The organism is Streptomyces sp. NBC_00285, assembly GCF_036174265.1.
In the GTDB taxonomy this organism is placed as follows: Bacteria; Actinomycetota; Actinomycetes; order Streptomycetales; family Streptomycetaceae; genus Streptomyces.
In genome coordinates this window covers 1,802,476-1,817,473 of the sequence record NZ_CP108055.1, presented here as the reverse complement: position 1 = coordinate 1,817,473, position 14,998 = coordinate 1,802,476, and the positions used below count along the sequence as shown (strand labels likewise).

At 72.0% G+C, this 14,998-nt stretch carries 13 protein-coding genes; 3 read left to right on the top strand and 10 right to left on the bottom strand.

The annotated features are described in order from the left end of the window. Positions 1–47: 47 nt before the first annotated feature. From OHT57_RS08240 to OHT57_RS08220, 5 genes are all read right to left on the bottom strand, one after another. The gene (locus tag OHT57_RS08240; protein WP_328745406.1) at positions 48–1,061 is read right to left on the bottom strand and encodes a hemolysin family protein; all 1,014 of its coding nucleotides are present in this window, start codon (positions 1,059–1,061) and stop codon (positions 48–50) included. Continuing rightward, positions 1,058–2,392: a hemolysin family protein gene (locus tag OHT57_RS08235; RefSeq protein WP_328745405.1), complete on the bottom strand. Its 1,335-nt coding sequence runs from the start codon at positions 2,390–2,392 to the stop codon at positions 1,058–1,060. The genes OHT57_RS08240 and OHT57_RS08235 overlap by 4 nt, the downstream gene beginning before the upstream one ends. 314 nt (positions 2,393–2,706) lie before the next feature. Then, positions 2,707–3,597, bottom strand: a complete 891-nt coding sequence (locus tag OHT57_RS08230) for an LLM class F420-dependent oxidoreductase (RefSeq protein WP_328745404.1) — start codon at positions 3,595–3,597, stop codon at positions 2,707–2,709. 48 nt (positions 3,598–3,645) lie between these two features. Next, positions 3,646–6,213 carry an ABC transporter permease gene (locus tag OHT57_RS08225; protein ID WP_328745403.1) on the bottom strand — a complete coding sequence of 856 codons (2,568 nt, stop codon included), beginning with the start codon at positions 6,211–6,213 and terminating at the stop codon, positions 3,646–3,648. 4 nt (positions 6,214–6,217) lie between these two features. Then, entirely contained in the window at positions 6,218–7,090 is an 873-nt protein-coding gene (locus OHT57_RS08220; RefSeq protein ID WP_328745402.1) for an ABC transporter ATP-binding protein, read from the bottom strand. Between the two features lie 197 nt (positions 7,091–7,287). Between OHT57_RS08220 and OHT57_RS08215 the strand changes: the two genes are divergently transcribed. Both OHT57_RS08215 and OHT57_RS08210 read left to right on the top strand, forming a co-directional pair. Continuing rightward, positions 7,288–7,512 (top strand): antitoxin, encoded by a 225-nt coding sequence (locus tag OHT57_RS08215; RefSeq protein ID WP_328745401.1) that lies wholly within the window; start codon positions 7,288–7,290, stop codon positions 7,510–7,512. Continuing rightward, positions 7,509–7,883 (top strand): fic family toxin-antitoxin system, toxin component, encoded by a 375-nt coding sequence (locus OHT57_RS08210; RefSeq protein WP_328745400.1) that lies wholly within the window; start codon positions 7,509–7,511, stop codon positions 7,881–7,883. Before OHT57_RS08215 ends, OHT57_RS08210 begins: the two co-directional genes overlap by 4 nt. Here the strand turns inward: OHT57_RS08210 and OHT57_RS08205 are convergent, their stop codons facing one another. Both OHT57_RS08205 and OHT57_RS08200 read right to left on the bottom strand, forming a co-directional pair. Further along, entirely contained in the window at positions 7,884–8,573 is a 690-nt protein-coding gene (locus tag OHT57_RS08205) for a class I SAM-dependent methyltransferase (RefSeq protein WP_328745399.1), read from the bottom strand. Positions 8,574–8,646: 73 nt separating this feature from the next. Then, complete coding sequence (locus OHT57_RS08200) at positions 8,647–9,333, bottom strand: esterase/lipase family protein (protein ID WP_328745398.1); 687 nt, start codon at positions 9,331–9,333, stop codon at positions 8,647–8,649. 168 nt (positions 9,334–9,501) lie between these two features. On the opposite strand from OHT57_RS08200, the gene OHT57_RS08195 reads away from it, so the two are divergent. After that, positions 9,502–11,703, top strand: coding sequence for a LuxR C-terminal-related transcriptional regulator (locus OHT57_RS08195; protein ID WP_328745397.1), 2,202 nt, complete (start codon positions 9,502–9,504; stop codon positions 11,701–11,703). A 30-nt stretch (positions 11,704–11,733) separates the two neighbouring features. Here the strand turns inward: OHT57_RS08195 and bioD are convergent, their stop codons facing one another. From bioD to bioB, 3 genes are read right to left on the bottom strand one after another with little or no spacing between them, the layout of a single operon-like run. Further along, a complete protein-coding gene (gene bioD, locus OHT57_RS08190) occupies positions 11,734–12,450 on the bottom strand; it encodes a dethiobiotin synthase (RefSeq protein WP_328745396.1) in 717 nt (238 codons plus the stop codon). A gap of 1 nt (position 12,451) precedes the next feature. Continuing rightward, entirely contained in the window at positions 12,452–13,741 is a 1,290-nt protein-coding gene (locus tag OHT57_RS08185; protein ID WP_328745395.1) for an adenosylmethionine--8-amino-7-oxononanoate transaminase, read from the bottom strand. Next, entirely contained in the window at positions 13,734–14,933 is a 1,200-nt protein-coding gene (bioB, locus tag OHT57_RS08180) for a biotin synthase BioB (protein ID WP_328745394.1), read from the bottom strand. Before bioB ends, OHT57_RS08185 begins: the two co-directional genes overlap by 8 nt. Positions 14,934–14,998: the final 65 nt, after the last annotated feature.

The following is a 14,998-nucleotide window of genomic DNA, read 5'->3' as shown; positions in this document are numbered from 1 at the left end:
GTGCACATACCCGGCGGTCGGTCACCCTGTCGGCGGGAAGCCGGTCCTCAGGTTCGCCGCCCGAACAGCTCCCGCAGGACGTCCTCCATCGTCACCAGTCCCGCCAGCCGCCCGTCCTCGCCCAGTGCCGCCGCCAGATGCGTCCGGCTGCGCCGCATCGCCGTGAGCACGTCGTCCAGCGGCGTGGCCGCCCGGATCCGCGCGATCGGCCGCATGTCCCGCACCGGGAACGGCAGATCCCGCGGCGAGGCGTCCAGCGCGTCCTTGACGTGCAGATAGCCGACGATCCGGCGCGCCTCGTCCACCACCGGGAAACGCGAGAACCCGGACTCGGCCGACAGCGCCTCCAGCTGTTCCGGCGTGACGCCCACACGCGCGTAGACGACGCGTTCCAGGGGCAGTACGACGTCACGCACGGGCCGCCGCCCCAGTTCCAGCGCGTCGTGCAGCCGCTCGCGCGCCCGCTCGTCGATGAGGCCTGCCTCGCCGGAGTCCCGCACGATCCGGGCCAGCTCGGCGTCCGAGAAGGTCGCCGTGATCTCGTCCTTGGTCTCCACGCGCAGCAGCTTCAGCAGCGTGTTCGCGAAGGCGTTCACCGTGAAGATCACCGGGCGCAGCCCCCGTGCCAGCGCCACCAGCGGCGGCCCCAGCAGCAGCGCGGTGCGCACCGGCTCCGCGAGCGCGATGTTCTTCGGCACCATCTCGCCGAGCAGCATGTGCAGATAGGTCGCCACCGTCAGCGCGATCACGAAGGACACGGCGTGCCCCGCACCCTTCGGCACGCCCACCGCGTGGAACACCGGCTCCAGCAGATGCGCGATCGCCGGCTCCGCGACCACACCCAGGACCAGCGTGCACAGCGTGATCCCGAGCTGCGCGGCCGCCATCAGCGCGGAGACGTGCTCCAGCCCCCACAGCACGCCCTTCGCACGCCGGTCGCCCTGCTCGGCGTACGGCTCGACCTGGCTGCGGCGCACGGAGATCAGCGCGAACTCCGCACCCACGAAGAAGGCGTTGACGACGAGGGTGGCCAGGCCGATCAGCAACTGGACGGCGGTCATGAACCGGCCTCCTGCCCCGTGCCGTCGTCCAGGGGCGCGTGCAGCAGCACCCGCGCCGCCCGGCGTCCCTGCGCGTCCACCACGTCGAGCCGCCAGCCCGCGACGTCCACGGAGTCGCCGACGGCCGGGATCCGGCCGAGCTCCGTCGCGACCAGACCGGCCAGCGTCTCGTACGGCCCCTCGGGCGCCCGCAGCCCCACGCGCGCGAGCTGGTCCATCCGCGCCGAGCCGCCGGCGCGGAAGAGCTCCCTGCCCTCGTCGTCGGTGCCCGCGGGGGCCAGGTCGGACATCTCGTGCGGATCGTGCTCGTCCCGTACCTCGCCGACGACCTCCTCGACGATGTCCTCCAGGGTCGCCACGCCGGCCGTACCGCCGTACTCGTCGATGACGACGGCCATCGTCCGCTTGCCGGACAGCCGGTCCAGGAGCCGGTCCACGGTGAGCGACTCGGGCACCAGGAGGGGCTCGCGCATCAGCTCGGCGACCGAGGCCCGGGGCCGCCGCTCGGCCGGCACCGCGAGGACGTCCTTGATGTGCGCGATACCCACCACCGAGTCGAGGCTGCCGCGGTAGACCGGGAACCGGGACAGCCCGGTCGCACGCGTCGCGTTCGCCACGTCCTCGCAGGTCGCCTGGACGTCCAGGGCCATCACCTGGACCCGCGGGGTCATCACGTTCTCCGCGGTCAGGTCGGCCAGGTTGAGCGTCCGCACGAACAGTTCGGCGGTGTCCGCCTCCAGCGCGCCCGCACGCGCGGAGTGCCGGGCCAGCGCGGCCAGCTCCTGCGGTCCGCGCGCGGAGGCCAGTTCCTCGGCGGGCTCCAGGCCGAAGCGGCGTACCACCCGGTTGGCGGTGTTGTTGAGGTGCGTGATGAAGGGGCGGAAGGCCGCGCTGAACCAGCTCTGTGCGGTGCCCACCCGCTTGGCCACCGCCAGCGGCGAGGAGATCGCCCAGTTCTTGGGCACCAGCTCGCCGACCACCATCAGGAAAACGGTCGACAACGCGGTGCCGAGCACCAGCGCCACCGAACGCGCCGTGGACCGCGAGGCCCCCAGCGACTGAAGCGGTCCCGCGATCAGCGCCGCGACCGACGGCTCGGCGAGCATGCCGACGACCAGGTTGGTCACGGTGATCCCGAGCTGCGCCCCGGACAGCTGGAACGTCAGATTCCGTACGGCCTTCAGGGCACCGGACGCGCCCCGCTCACCGCGCTCCACCGCGCGTTCCAACTGCCCGCGCTCAACCGTGGTCAGCGAGAACTCCGCGGCCACGAACGCACCGCAGGCCAATGAGAGCAGGATCGCCACCAGCAGGAGGAGCACTTCGGTCATCGGGTCACCTCCGTCCCATGATCGGACAGGGCTCCGAGGATCGCCTGTCCTGAGCGGCGCCCGCCACCCCGGTCGGCGGGGGACTGCACCCGGCGCCGCACCATTTCCTCAGGCGCATACCCCGCCCCACGCACCGGCACCATCCCGTCCCTGCGCAGCCGTCACGCCTCCGGCGCAGGCAGCAGCCGCCCGTGGGCCGGCCGAAGTGACCGGTCTGCCGGCCACGCCGTCCACCCAGCCGCACGAGACGCCCTTCCGCAGCGATGAGCACCTTCGACCCCGTGCCCCCTGTCGCCGTTCCGGACCCCGGACCGCTATCGTCCGCGCAACTCCGCCATGACCGGGGCGAAGGCCTCCATGGACGCCTCCAGCACCGTCAGATACGTGAAACCGTACCGATCGCGCTGCGCCAGCACCTGCGTGACGATCTCCTCGACCGTGCCGATCAGCATGATGGGCAGGTCCAGCGCCTGCTGGAGGGTCAGGTCCGGTAGCCGGTGCAGGAACGGTGCGGCCTCGGCCTCGCGGTCGTCGGTGACGACCACCGTCTGGAGGAGCAGGTTCAGTTCGGCCGGTTCCTTGCGGCCCGCGGCGAGCTGCCGATAGCGCGCGACACGCTCGTCGAGTTCCTCGGCGGTGGTCGGGGTCAGCTTCCCGGTCGTGTTCCCCGGCACCAGGGTCGCCCCCGTGAAGGCTGCGATGTCCGCGTGCTCGGCGGACAGCTTCAGCATCCGGTTGCCGATACCGCCGATCAGCAGGGGCACCCGGGGCAGCTGCACCGGACGCGGCACATGGTCCACCGAGTACAGCAGCCGCTCCAGCTCCTCGACCGTGCGCCGCAGATGGTCCACCCGCTCGCCCGCCGAACCGAAGGGCAGCCCGGCCCGGTCGTGCTCGGACTGCACATATCCGGTACCCAGGCCGAGTTCGAGGCGGCCGCCGGTGAGAGCGTCCACCGTGGCCACCTCACGGGCGAGCAGCGCCGGGTTCCAGAAGCCCGCGTTGAGCACGAACGTGCCGAGCCGCGGCCGCTCGGTGACCTGCGCCGCCGCGACCAGCGCCGGGAACGGCGCGACCTTGCCGAGATGATCCGGGACCAGGATCACGTCGTACCCGAGTTCCTCGGCCCGCCGGCACTTGGTGCGCCAGTCCTCGTCGGTGGAGGCAGTGGTCAGGTTGACGGCGAAGCGGAAGGGGCGCGGCATGAACTCTCCTCAGCGGTAAGCGACTTGAGTTGTATGCCCGCCATTACCTCACTCGTGCGCGATCGCGGCCAGTACATTCATGCGCGATGCACGCAACGCCGGCAGCAGCGCCGCCACGACGCCCACCACCGCCGAGCCGACGACGACCGCGACGATCGTGCCCCAGGGGATCGCCAGCGCGTTCAGGCCCTGCAACGCCAGCACCTGCTGGGTGCACACGCCCCACACCAGCCCCAGCGACAGTCCCAGGACCGCGCCGAACACCGCGATCACCACCGACTCCAGACGGATCATCCGGCGCAGCTGACGCCGGGCGAGCCCGATGGCGCGCAGCAGCCCGATCTCCCGGGTGCGTTCCACGACCGACAGGGCAAGCGTGTTGACCACGCCGAGCACCGCGATGACGATCGCGAGTCCGAGCAGCGCGTACACGAGATAGAGCAGCACCGCGATCTGGTCGTGGACGAGATCCTTGTAGTCGGCGAGGTCGCGTACCTGGACCTGCGGATACGGGTCGAGCGTCTTCTCCAGGCCTGCGCGCAGCCGGTCCGCGCCGGTCCCGGAGGCGGCGTTCACGTACAGCGCGGAGTCCTGGCCGCCCGGCGCGAACCGCTCCAGCGTGCCCAGGCCGAAGTAGATGCCGCCCTGCGTCCCGAACCCGCCCGAGGAGCCCTGGTCGGTGAGGGCGCCCACCGTCAGTTCCGTCCTGCGTCCGCCCTGGAACTCGACCGGGACCCTGCTGCCGACCTTCACGTCGTGGTCGCGGGCGAAGCCCAGGTCCATGGCCAGGTGCCCGGAGGCGAGCGCGGCCGCGGTGTCGCCCTGCGCGTAGGTGATGTGGGCGACGTCGTCGAGCTGCGGGTCGTACCCCGCGGCGGTCGTCTCGACCCGCTTGCCGTCCGGCAGCCGTACGGCGATCGGTGCGAACCGCGACCGTACGACGAGCCCGGCGCCGTCGGTGTCGCGCACCGCGTCCGTGACCTCCTGCGGGAACGGCAGGAAGTTGCCGTTCTGCACGACGAAGTCGGCGCCCAGCGTCTTGTCGATCTGCTCGTCGAAGGACTTGGACATGGACGCGCTCGCCACGGACATCCCGCCGACCAGGGCCAGGCCGACCATCAGGGCGGCCGCGGTGGCACCCGTGCGGCGGGGGTTGCGCAGGGCGTTGCGCTGGCTCATCCGCCCGACCGGACCGAACAGTGCGGGGAAGGCCCCGCCCAGCACCCGGATCACCGGCCGCACCAGCAGGGGACCGGCGATCACGGTCGCCAGGAGGGTCAGGACGACGCCGAGGCCCAGGAAAGAGGCCGCCGACGCGGTCTTCGACGCGAGCGCGCACCCGACGAGTGCGGCCGCGCCCACCGCTCCCACCAGGCCGCCCACGATCGCGCGGACCTTCAACGGCCGTCCGATGTCGGCGATCTCGGCGTCCGCCAGGGCCGCCATCGGTGAGACGCCCGCAGCCCGCCGGGCCGGGAGATAGGCCGCCACGAAGGTGACGCCCACGCCGACCACGTAGGCCGCGACGGGTGTTCCCCAGCCGATGACCATCTCGCCGGTGCGGATGTTCATGCCGAAGGCGTTCATCAGCGCGATCAGTCCCACAGCCAGCCCGATGCCCGTGCCGAGCCCGACCGTGGAGCCGACCAGGCCGAGCAGGAGCGCCTCGGTGAGCACCGAGCGGCGGACCTGACGGCGGTCGGCGCCGAGTGCGCGCAGCAGGCCCAACTCACGCGTGCGCTGGGCGATCAGCATCGAGAAGGTGTTGACGATCAGGAAGACACCGACCATGACGGCGATGCCCGCGAAGCCGAGCATGACGTACTTGACGACGTCGAGGAATCCACCCAGCTGGTCGACGTCGGACTTCGCCTGCTCCTCCGCCGTCCGGTACTCGTAGGTGCCCGTGCCGAGCGCGGCGGCCACGTGCTGCTTGAGCCGGTCGTTGCTCACCCCCTCGGCGGCGTCCACGGAGATGCTGGTGGCGGCCGTCGAGGAGCCGAGCAGCTTCGTCTGCGCGGTCGGCGGGTCGAGGAACAGCAGCGAGGCACCGGGGTTGGTGGTGGTGAAGGTGGCGATGCCGACGATCCGGACCTTGAACGAACCCGGTCCCGCGATCACGGTGAGCGGGTCACCGATGCGCAGGTCCTTGCGGTCGGCGGTCTCCGAGTCGAGCAGCGCCTCGGAGGGGCCGTGCGGGGCATGGCCGGAGGTGAGCTTCAGGGGGCTGCGCTCGGTGGGGTTCCAGTCGGTGCCGATGGTGGGGGCGCCGGTGGTCGAGCCGATCGACTTGTTGTGGGAGTCGACAACGGTGATGCCGTCGTCCTCGGCGTCGAAGCGCGCGGCGGCGACCCCGTCGACCTCGGCCAGGCGTGCCGCGAGCGCGGCCGGCAGGGTGGCCGTCGTCCCGGACGGGATGGCCTCGCGCAGGTCCTCCTTGGGGCTGACGGTGAGGTCGGGGGCGGTCGAGGCGAAGAGCCGGTCGAAGGTGCGGCTCAGCGTGTCGGAGAAGATCAGGCTTCCCGACACGAAGGCCACGGACAGCACGACGGCCAGCGCGGAGAGCAGCAGCCGTCCCTTGTGCGCGAGAAAGCTCCGCAGTGTCGCCTTCAGCACGGGCTCAGTCCTTGTCGAGGGTCACGTCACCGGAGCCGCTGTCCTGAGGCGAGCCGGGCGGGCTCGGTGGGCCGGAGGACTCCGGTGAGCCCTCGAACTGGCCGCGGATCACGTCGAAACGCTTCATACGCTCCAGCACCGCCTCCGCCGTCGGCCGCTCCATGCTGTCCACGATCCGCCCGTCCCCGAGGAAGAGCACCAGGTCGGAGTGGGTCGCCGCCCCCGGGTCGTGGGTGACCATGACGACGGTCTGTCCGAGCTGGTCGACGGCCTCGCGCAGAAAGCCGAGGACCTCCAGACCCGCCCGTGAGTCGAGGTTGCCGGTCGGCTCGTCCGCGAAGATCAGCTCGGGCCGGGAGGCGAGCGCCCGCGCGCACGCGACCCGCTGCTGCTGACCGCCGGAGAGCTGCGAGGGCCGGTGCTTGAGCCGGTCCCGCAGGCCCAGCGTGTCGATGACCTGGTCCAGCCACTTCTCGTCGGGCTTCTTGCCCGCGATGTCCATGGGCAGGGTGATGTTCTCGGCCGCGTTCAGCGTCGGGATCAGGTTGAACGACTGGAACATGAACCCGATCCGGTCCCGGCGCAGCCGGGTCAGCTCGCGGTCCTTCAGCCCCGTGATCTCGGTGTCGCCGAGCCACACCTGACCGGCCGACACGGTGTCGAGCCCCGCGAGGCAGTGCATCATCGTGGACTTCCCGGAGCCCGAGGGGCCCATGATCGCGGTGAACCGGCCGCGCGCGATGTCCACGTCCACCGAGTCCAGGGCGAGGACGGCCGTCTCTCCCGAGCCGTACGCCTTGGTCAGACCGCGGGCACGGGCCGCGGTCCCGTCGGCCGGAACGGCACCGGGGGCGTGCTCGGCTGCAGCTGTGGACAAGGCTCTCTCCTCGCTCGTGGACGGCGTGGCTTCCCGCCCGGCCGAGCGTAATGTGATCCACCCCACACCCGGTATCCCTCGCGCGGTCGAGACCTTCTCCACCCCAGGTCGGGCCCCCGGTATCGATGTAAGGGACATATTCCACCCAGGGGAGGACCCTCTTGCGCATGCTAGCGTTTCGGCGCTAGCTTCAAGGTATGGCGAAGACTCAGTTGAACGTGCGGGTGGACGAGGGCACCGCCCGTGCCGCCCGTGATCGTGCCCTCGCCCGTGGCGTGAGCGTCAACCGCTACATCGAGGAGTTGGTCATGAAAGACACCGGCGAGGCGGGCCAGGCCTTCGTGGAGGCCGCGGCCGACTTCATGAAGCAGTACGAATCCGTCTTCGTGGAGGAATTCGGCAAGGAACACGAGGCTCGTTGAGCGATCTGCACATCGATCTGGCCTGGCTCCTGATGCTCGCCGAGCAGAAGACCCCGGGCGACCCCCAGGTCACCGACTGGGGTGCCCTGGTCGCCGCCGTGGCGCGGCACCAGGCGGAGATCTTCGACATCCCGGTCTACGACAGCCCGCACATGCGCGCCGCCTCACTGCTGCAACTCCTCATCCATGTCCCGGCGTTGGAGCGCACCAACGCGCTGTTCGCGTGTGCCGTCGCCTACGCCTATCTCGTCGCGAGCGGGCTCAGGGTCGTCACCTCGCCCGAACTCGTCCGTGACCTCGCCAAGGTGGCCAAGAAGGGCGACGTCTCGGTGCTCGACATCGCGCGCGAGCTGAGGAAGTGGACCCTGTGATCAGCGCTCCGCCGCCGGCGGCCGCCACGCGGTGCCGAGCACGCAGAAGGACGTAGGCAGCCTGGGTCCCTTCTCCGGCATCAACACCCGCCGGTAGGGGCCGAGTTCGAACCCGGCGTCCCGCAGCGCTCCGACCGGGTCGCGGCCCAGGTGGCAGCCGCCGTTGAGCGGGGGCCACACCGTGCGGTCCAGGGCGCGCTGGGTGAGGCGCATCGCCGGGCCGCCACCGCTGCCGTGCTCGAAGAACCGCACGACCCCGCCGGGCCGCAGCACCCGCCGCACCTCGCCGAGTGCACGCGGCACATCGCGCACACTGCACAGGACCAGCGAGATCACCACGGCGTCGAAGGCCTCGCTCTTGACCGGCAGCGCCTCCGCGGCCCCGGGCACCACGTCGACCGGTACCTCCGAGCGCAGGGCGGACTCCACCGCCAACCGCCGCAGGTTGCGCTCCGGTTCGATCGCCACCACCTCGCAGACCTCGCCCGGATAGTGCGCGAAGTTCAGACCGTTGCCCGCGCCGATCTCGATCACCCGCCCGGACAGCCCGGCGAGCAGCCGCCCGCGCACACCCGCCATGCCCATTCTGGTCTCGGCGGCGACACTGACCCGGGCGTAGTACCGGGCGAACAGCGGATGGTGGACGGGATCCCGGGACACCTTGCCGGTGTCGGTGGACCGTAGCGGCATGACAGCCTCCCTCGCAGGACTGGTCCTACCGTGAGTGTCCCCCGCGGGACCCCGTCGCACCCCCGCCGGCGGCTCACCGCACGAAGTCGCGCACCTGTCCGTAGACGCCGTAGTCGTTGTTCATGTCGGTGTGCGAGATGCAGCCGACCTCGACGTTCGTCGCGCCGCTCAGGATCGCCGTGGTGTCCGGGGTGAGTGCGTCGTCGCAGTTCGACCAGTAACTGGCGTACGCGACGCTGCCCGGCGTCTCGTCACCCGAGTTGAGGGCGGTGAGGAAGGAGCTGCCGGTGTTCATCTGCGCGCACGAGGTGTAGAGCCACGCGCACCAGGCGGCCGTGGTCGTCCCGTGGTTGACGCCGGCTGCCGAGACGAAGTCGTCCACGTACGCCGTACCGCCGAGGTTCTTCAGGTAGTAGCGGGCGCTCAGCGCGCCCATCGAGTGGGTGACCAGGTCGACCTTCGAGGCACCGGTCGCCTTGAGCACCCGCTGGATCTCGGTGGCCAGCTGCTGGGCGGTGGTGACGTTCGACTGCGACCAGCTGTAGGTCCAGGCGTCCAGCTCGGAGGCGCTGTAGCCGTCGGCCTTGAAGTCGGCGATCCAGTCGTCCCAGCTGCTCGCGTCACTGCTGATGCCGTGCACGAAGACGATCGGGTTGTGGGTGGCCGCGTGAGCGGGGGTCGCGGAGAGGGAGAGGGACAGAAGGAGCGGTGCCGTGACGGCCGATACGACCGTGGCGATGCGACGCGTGCAGCGCCTCATGATGCCTCCTGAAACGGGTGGGGTTGCCAGGAGTGTCCGGCGGGTCTACGCGTGCCGCATCGGCGAAATCGCCGGTCTTTACGGGTGAATTAACTCGCCAGTAACGTGAATGTCGTGGTGACTCCGGTGAACCCCCCGCCTCAGCCCCGTACTTCGCCACCGCGGCGCGTGCTCCCGGCGCTTCCCGAGGGCGTCAGGGTGCGGCTGCTGCATTCCGTGCACGGCGACCCGCGTGCCGCCGCCGAACTCGTGACGCTGCTGACGGAGCGTCAGGCGGCGGGTCTGGACCCGCTTCCCACCGAACCCGCCGACCTCGCCCCCGCACTGCTGCGCGCACTGCGCGCGGAGATCCGGGCCCTGCCCGACGACACCCGCCTTCTGCTGCTCCTCGCGGCGGCCGACCAGTACCCGGTCGCCACCCACGCGTTCCTCCGTGCCACCGCCGCCGCCCGCCTCGACACCCGGCCGCTGGAGAGGGCCGAGACGGTCGGCGTGGCGCACTCGGGGGCCGGCGGTGTCGTCTTCCGCGACGCCTGGACACGGATCGCCGCCTACGAGGCCGGCTCCTCGGCCGACCGCCGTGACGTCCACCGGCTGCTGGCCCGCGTGCTGCACGGCGACGACGAGGCCCCTCGGCGGTCCTGGCACCGCGGCGCGGGCGCCCTCGGCCCCAGCGGACGGCTTGCGGCGGAGCTCCGGGGCTCCGCGGACACGGCCCGCCGCACCGGCCGACTCGCCCTGGCGCGGGCCCTGTTGGAGCGTGCCGCCGCGCTCTGTCCGGATTCCCCGGAGCGCGCCCGTCTGGTGACACGTGCCGCCACCGACGCCTGGCAGGCCGGTGACGGCGACCGGGCCCGCCGTCTCGCGGCCGAGGGCGCGGCGGACGACGCCCTCTCGGGCCTGCTCGCGCTGCGCACGGGCAACGCCACGGAGGCCTTCGACGCGCTCCTCGGGGCAGCGGCGCGACGCGCGAGACCCACGAGAGGGAACGATTCCCCACGGCCGGGCGGGACACCGGGTGACCGTGCGGCGTCACACGGAGCGGTGGCACAGGACGAGGCGTCCTGCGACCCGGCGGAACTGCTCCTCGCTCACGCCGCCGAAGCGGCCGTGTACACCGGTGACCTGCGCCGCTGCCGGGAGGCCGCCCGGGTCGCCGGGCGCCTGGGCATCACCCCGCCCGGCACGCTCGGGGGCCTCGCGGCAGCCTTCGAGGGGCGGTACGAGGACGCGCGCGACCTCCTCCAGGCGGCCGCCGGGCGCTGCGGACCCGGCGGCGACCCCACCCTCCTCGTCCACGCAGGCATCGCCGCCCTGATGCTCGGCGACCACACCCGCGCCGCCACGGCGACCCTCCGGGCCACCGCCTCCGCCCGCGCCCGGGGCGCGACGGGCGCCATGGCGCAGGCCATGGAGTTCCGTGTCTACGCCGACTTCTGGACCGGCCGCCCGCAGGCCGGACAGGCCGCCGCGACCGAGGCACTGCACCAGGCGTACGCCACCGGCCAGGACAACGGCGCCTGTCATCTCCAGGCCGCCCTCGCCATGTTCGCGGCGATCACGGGCGACGCCGACGTCTGCCGCGAACGCGCCGCCGCCGCACGGTCCTACGCCCTGGCCCGGGGCCTCGGCCTGCCCGCCGCACTCGCCCAGTGGGCGCTCGCCTTCCTCGACCTCACCGGCGGCCGCTTCGCGGGCGCGGCGGCCCGGCTGCGGGCCCTCGCAGGGTTCGGTCCCGGCCACGGCCACCGCGCGATCCGGCACCTGGCCACCCCGCACTACGTGGAGGCCGCCGTCCGCACCGACGACACGAGGATCGCCCGCGGCGCCCACGCCGACTACCACCGCTGGGCCACGGCCGTGCACAGCCCCGACGACCTCGCTCTCAGCGCCCGCTGCCGCGCCCTGCTGGCGCCCGGTGAGGAAGCGGTCGAGCACTACCGCTCGGCCCTCGACCTCCACGCCGGCGGCACCCGCGACTTCGAACGCGCCCGCACGGAGTTCCTGTTCGGCAGCGCCCTGCGCCGTCTGCGCCACCGCACGGAGGCCCGCGACCGTCTCCACAGCGCCCTGGAGGCCTTCGACCAATTCGGCGCGCCGCACTGCGCGGCCCAGGCTCGGGCCGAGCTCCGCGCCCTCGGCGCCCCGGCCGCCCCGAGGCATGCCGTGGATCCCACCGCACGTCTGACCGCCCAGCAGTTGCTGGTCGCCCGGATGGTCGCCGAGGGCGCCACCAACCGTGAGATCGGGGCCCGTCTGGCCCTCAGCCCCCGCACGATCGACCACCATCTGCGCGGCGTCTTCAGCCGCCTTGGCATCCGCTCACGTGTCGAACTGGTGCGGCTCATCGCACAGAGCGAGGCCTCGTAGAGGTTGCGGAAGAGGTTGCACGGAGGTGTCTCAGGGTGCCTCGCGCACCGCGAACGCCTCCGCGTCCCACGTCCCGTCGAGGCGAGGCGCCAGCCAACCCGGCGCCGCGGTACGGAAGTCGGCCGGAGCGAGTCCGCCGGCTCCGGCCGGGAGGGCGCCGAGCAGCGGAGCCCCGGACACGTCCGGCAGATCCGCGAGGTTGCAACGCGAGGCGAGATCGGGGGAGTCGGGCCAGCTGCCGATCACCACACCCTCGAAGTCCAGGCCCCGGCGCCGGAGTTCACGAGCCGTCAGTTCTGTGGTGTTCAGGGTTCCCAGGCCCGCGGACGCCACGACCAGGACCGGCGCCCGCAGCAGTTCCGCCGCGTCGGCCAGTGTCCCGCCCATGTCGTCGAAGCGGACGAGGAGCCCGCCCGCGCCCTCGACCAGCACCAGATCGTGCTCGGCGGCCAGTTCGGCGGCGGCCTTGGCCACCTCAGGAGGGCGCACCGGTGCGAGAAGAGCACGCCGGGCGGCCGTCGCCGGAGCCAACGGCTCGGGATAGCGGGCGACTTCGGCCTTCGTCACCGCGCCCGCGAGCCGTGCCACCTCGTCGGCGTCCCCCGGCTCGTCCGGCCGTACGCCGGTCTGCGCGGCCTTCAGGACGGCGACCGTCCGTCCGGCGGCGAGGGCTGCGGCGGCGACGGCGGCCGTGGCGACGGTCTTGCCGACCTCCGTGCCCGTCCCCGTGATCACCAGTACCGGCATGTCATCCCTCCCGGGCGGCGGCGCACACCGCACGCGCGATCCGTGCCACGTCCTCGTCGCCCGTGACGTACGGCGGCATCGTGTAGACGAGGTCGCGGAACGGCCGCAGCCACACACCCTCGCGTACGGCCGCGTCCGTGGCCGCCTTCATGTCGACCTCGTGGTCCAGCTGCACGACCCCGATGGCCCCCAGGACGCGTACGTCCCGCACGCCCGCGAGCTCCCGAGCAGGCGCCAGTCCCTCCCGCAGTCCCGTCCCGATCCGTTCGACCTCTGCGAGCCAGTCCTGCGCGAGCAGCAGCCCGATCGAGGCGCAGGCGACCGACGCGGCGAGCGGGTTGCCCATGAACGTGGGGCCGTGCGCGAGCACCGGGACCTCGCCCCGCGAGATGCCGTCGGCCACCCGAGGCGTGCACAGGGTCGCCGCCATCGTCATGTAACCGCCGGTCAGCGCCTTGCCCACGCACATCACGTCCGGCGTCACGCCCGCGTGCTCCGCCGCGAACATCGTGCCCGTACGCCCGAATCCGGTCGCGATCTCGTCGAACACCAGCAGCACGTCGTGCGCGTCGCACGCCTCGCGCAGCACCCGCAGATACGCGGGGGAGTGGAACCGCATCCCGCCGGCGCCCTGCACCACCGGCTCCACGATCACCGCGGCCAGTTCGTCCGCGTGCCGCTCGATCGCCCCGCGCAGCTGATCGGCGTACGACTCGTCGTACTCGGCGGGAGGCGCGTCCACGAAGACCTGGCGGGGCAGGATCCCGCTCCACAGGTCGTGCATCCCGCCCTCGGGATCGCACACCGACATCGGCTGCCAGGTGTCGCCGTGGTAGCCGCCGCGCCAGGTCAGCAGCCGCTGTTTGCCCGTGCGGCCCAGCGAGCGCCAGTACTGGAGGCACATCTTCACCGCGACCTCGACCGACACCGACCCCGAGTCGGCGAGGAAGACATGCTCCAGCCCCTCGGGAGACATGTCGACAAGGAGCTTCGCGAGGCGGACGGCGGGCTCGTGGGTGAGCCCGCCGAACATCACATGGCTCATCCGCCCCAGCTGCTCGCGCGCGGCCTCGTTCAGCACCGGGTGGTTGTAGCCGTGGATCGCCGACCACCAGGACGACATCCCGTCGACCAGTTCCCCGGACCCGTCCGCCATCCGCAGCCGCACCCCGCTCGCCGACTCGACGACGAGCGGGTCGACCCGGCCGGGCATCGGACCGTACGGATGCCACACATGCCGACGGTCGAGCTCCAGCAGCTCCGACACGGGCAGGCCGGACAGATCAGGCATTGGGCGCGAGATCCGTTCCGGCACCTCGACGGCGGACGGCGACCAGGTCCGTACGGGGCTCGCTCACCGCAGGCGCGGCGGGGGCGGCCGTACCGCAGAGACCGCCGCCCTCGTGCGATCCGCATCCGGTGCTCTCGTGCGACCCGCAGTCCGCGGACCCGTGCGAGCCGCATCCGCCTCCGGCCGTCGCCCGGTGCTCCGGCAGGGTCACCTGGCCCGCGCCCTCCACCTCGAAACCGGCGTCGGCGATCATCTCCAGGTCGGCCTGGCCTGCCTGGCCCTCGGTGGTGAGGTAGTCGCCGAGGAAGATCGAGTTGGCCAGATTGAGTGCCAGGGGCTGCATCGTGCGCAGATGGACCTCACGGCCGCCCGCGATGCGCACCTCGACGTCGGGGCAGACGAAGCGGACCATCGCGAGGATGCGCAGACAGCGCTGCGGGGTGAGGTTCCACTCCGCGGCCAGCGGGGTGCCCTCGACCGGGATCAGGAAGTTGACCGGAACCGAGTCGGGGTCCAGGTCGCGCAGCGAATAGACGACGTCGACGAGGTCCTCGTCGCTCTCGCCCATGCCGGCGATCAGACCCGAGCAGGCGGACAGGCCGGCCGCGTGCGCCTTGGTGACGGTGTCGACCCGGTCGGCGTAGGTGTGCGTGGTCGTGATGTCGCCGTACGTCGACTCGGACGTGTTGAGGTTGTGGTTGTAGGCGTCCGCGCCCGCCTCGCGCAGCCGCTCCGCCTGGCCGTCGGAGAGCAGACCGAGGCAGGCGCACACCTCGACGTCCTCGTGCTGGTCCTTGATCGCCTTGATGGTGCCCGCGACCCGGTCCACGTCACGGTCGGTGGGACCGCGTCCGCTGGCCACCAGGCAGACCCGCTTGGCGCCGCCCGCCAGACCGGCCGCCGCGGCCCTGGAGGCCTCGTCCGGCTTGAGCCAGGTGTACTTCAGGATGCCGGTGGTGGAGCCGAGCCGCTGCGAGCAGTACGAGCAGTCCTCGGGGCACAGTCCGGACTTCAGGTTGACGAGATAGTTGAGTTTCACCCGTCGCCCGAACCAGTGCCGGCGTACCTTTCCGGCCGCGGCCACCACGTCGAGCAGGTCGTCGTCGGACGTGGCCAGCACGGCCAGCGCCTCCTCGCGGGTCGGCAGCTCGCGCCGAAGCCCCTTTTCCACCAGCGTGTTCAGCAGGTCCATGAGAGCCGATCCTGTCCTACGGACCCGCTCCGGGCCAAGGTAGGGATCACACAACAGACCCGGAT

Bases quoted from the DNA above. Each gene is read 5' to 3' on its own strand.
- OHT57_RS08235 (WP_328745405.1), bottom strand. From the start codon at position 2,392: ATGACCGAAGTGCTCCTCCTGCTGGTGGCGATCCTGCTCTCATTGGCC.
- OHT57_RS08230 (WP_328745404.1), bottom strand. From the start codon at position 3,597: ATGCCGCGCCCCTTCCGCTTCGCCGTCAACCTGACCACTGCCTCCACC.
- OHT57_RS08205 (WP_328745399.1), bottom strand. From the start codon at position 8,573: ATGCCGCTACGGTCCACCGACACCGGCAAGGTGTCCCGGGATCCCGTC.
- OHT57_RS08240 (WP_328745406.1), bottom strand. From the start codon at position 1,061: ATGACCGCCGTCCAGTTGCTGATCGGCCTGGCCACCCTCGTCGTCAAC.
- OHT57_RS08215 (WP_328745401.1), top strand. From the start codon at position 7,288: ATGGCGAAGACTCAGTTGAACGTGCGGGTGGACGAGGGCACCGCCCGT.
- OHT57_RS08185 (WP_328745395.1), bottom strand. From the start codon at position 13,741: ATGCCTGATCTGTCCGGCCTGCCCGTGTCGGAGCTGCTGGAGCTCGAC.
- OHT57_RS08200 (WP_328745398.1), bottom strand. From the start codon at position 9,333: ATGAGGCGCTGCACGCGTCGCATCGCCACGGTCGTATCGGCCGTCACG.
- bioB (WP_328745394.1), bottom strand. From the start codon at position 14,933: ATGGACCTGCTGAACACGCTGGTGGAAAAGGGGCTTCGGCGCGAGCTG.
- bioD (WP_328745396.1), bottom strand. From the start codon at position 12,450: ATGCCGGTACTGGTGATCACGGGGACGGGCACGGAGGTCGGCAAGACC.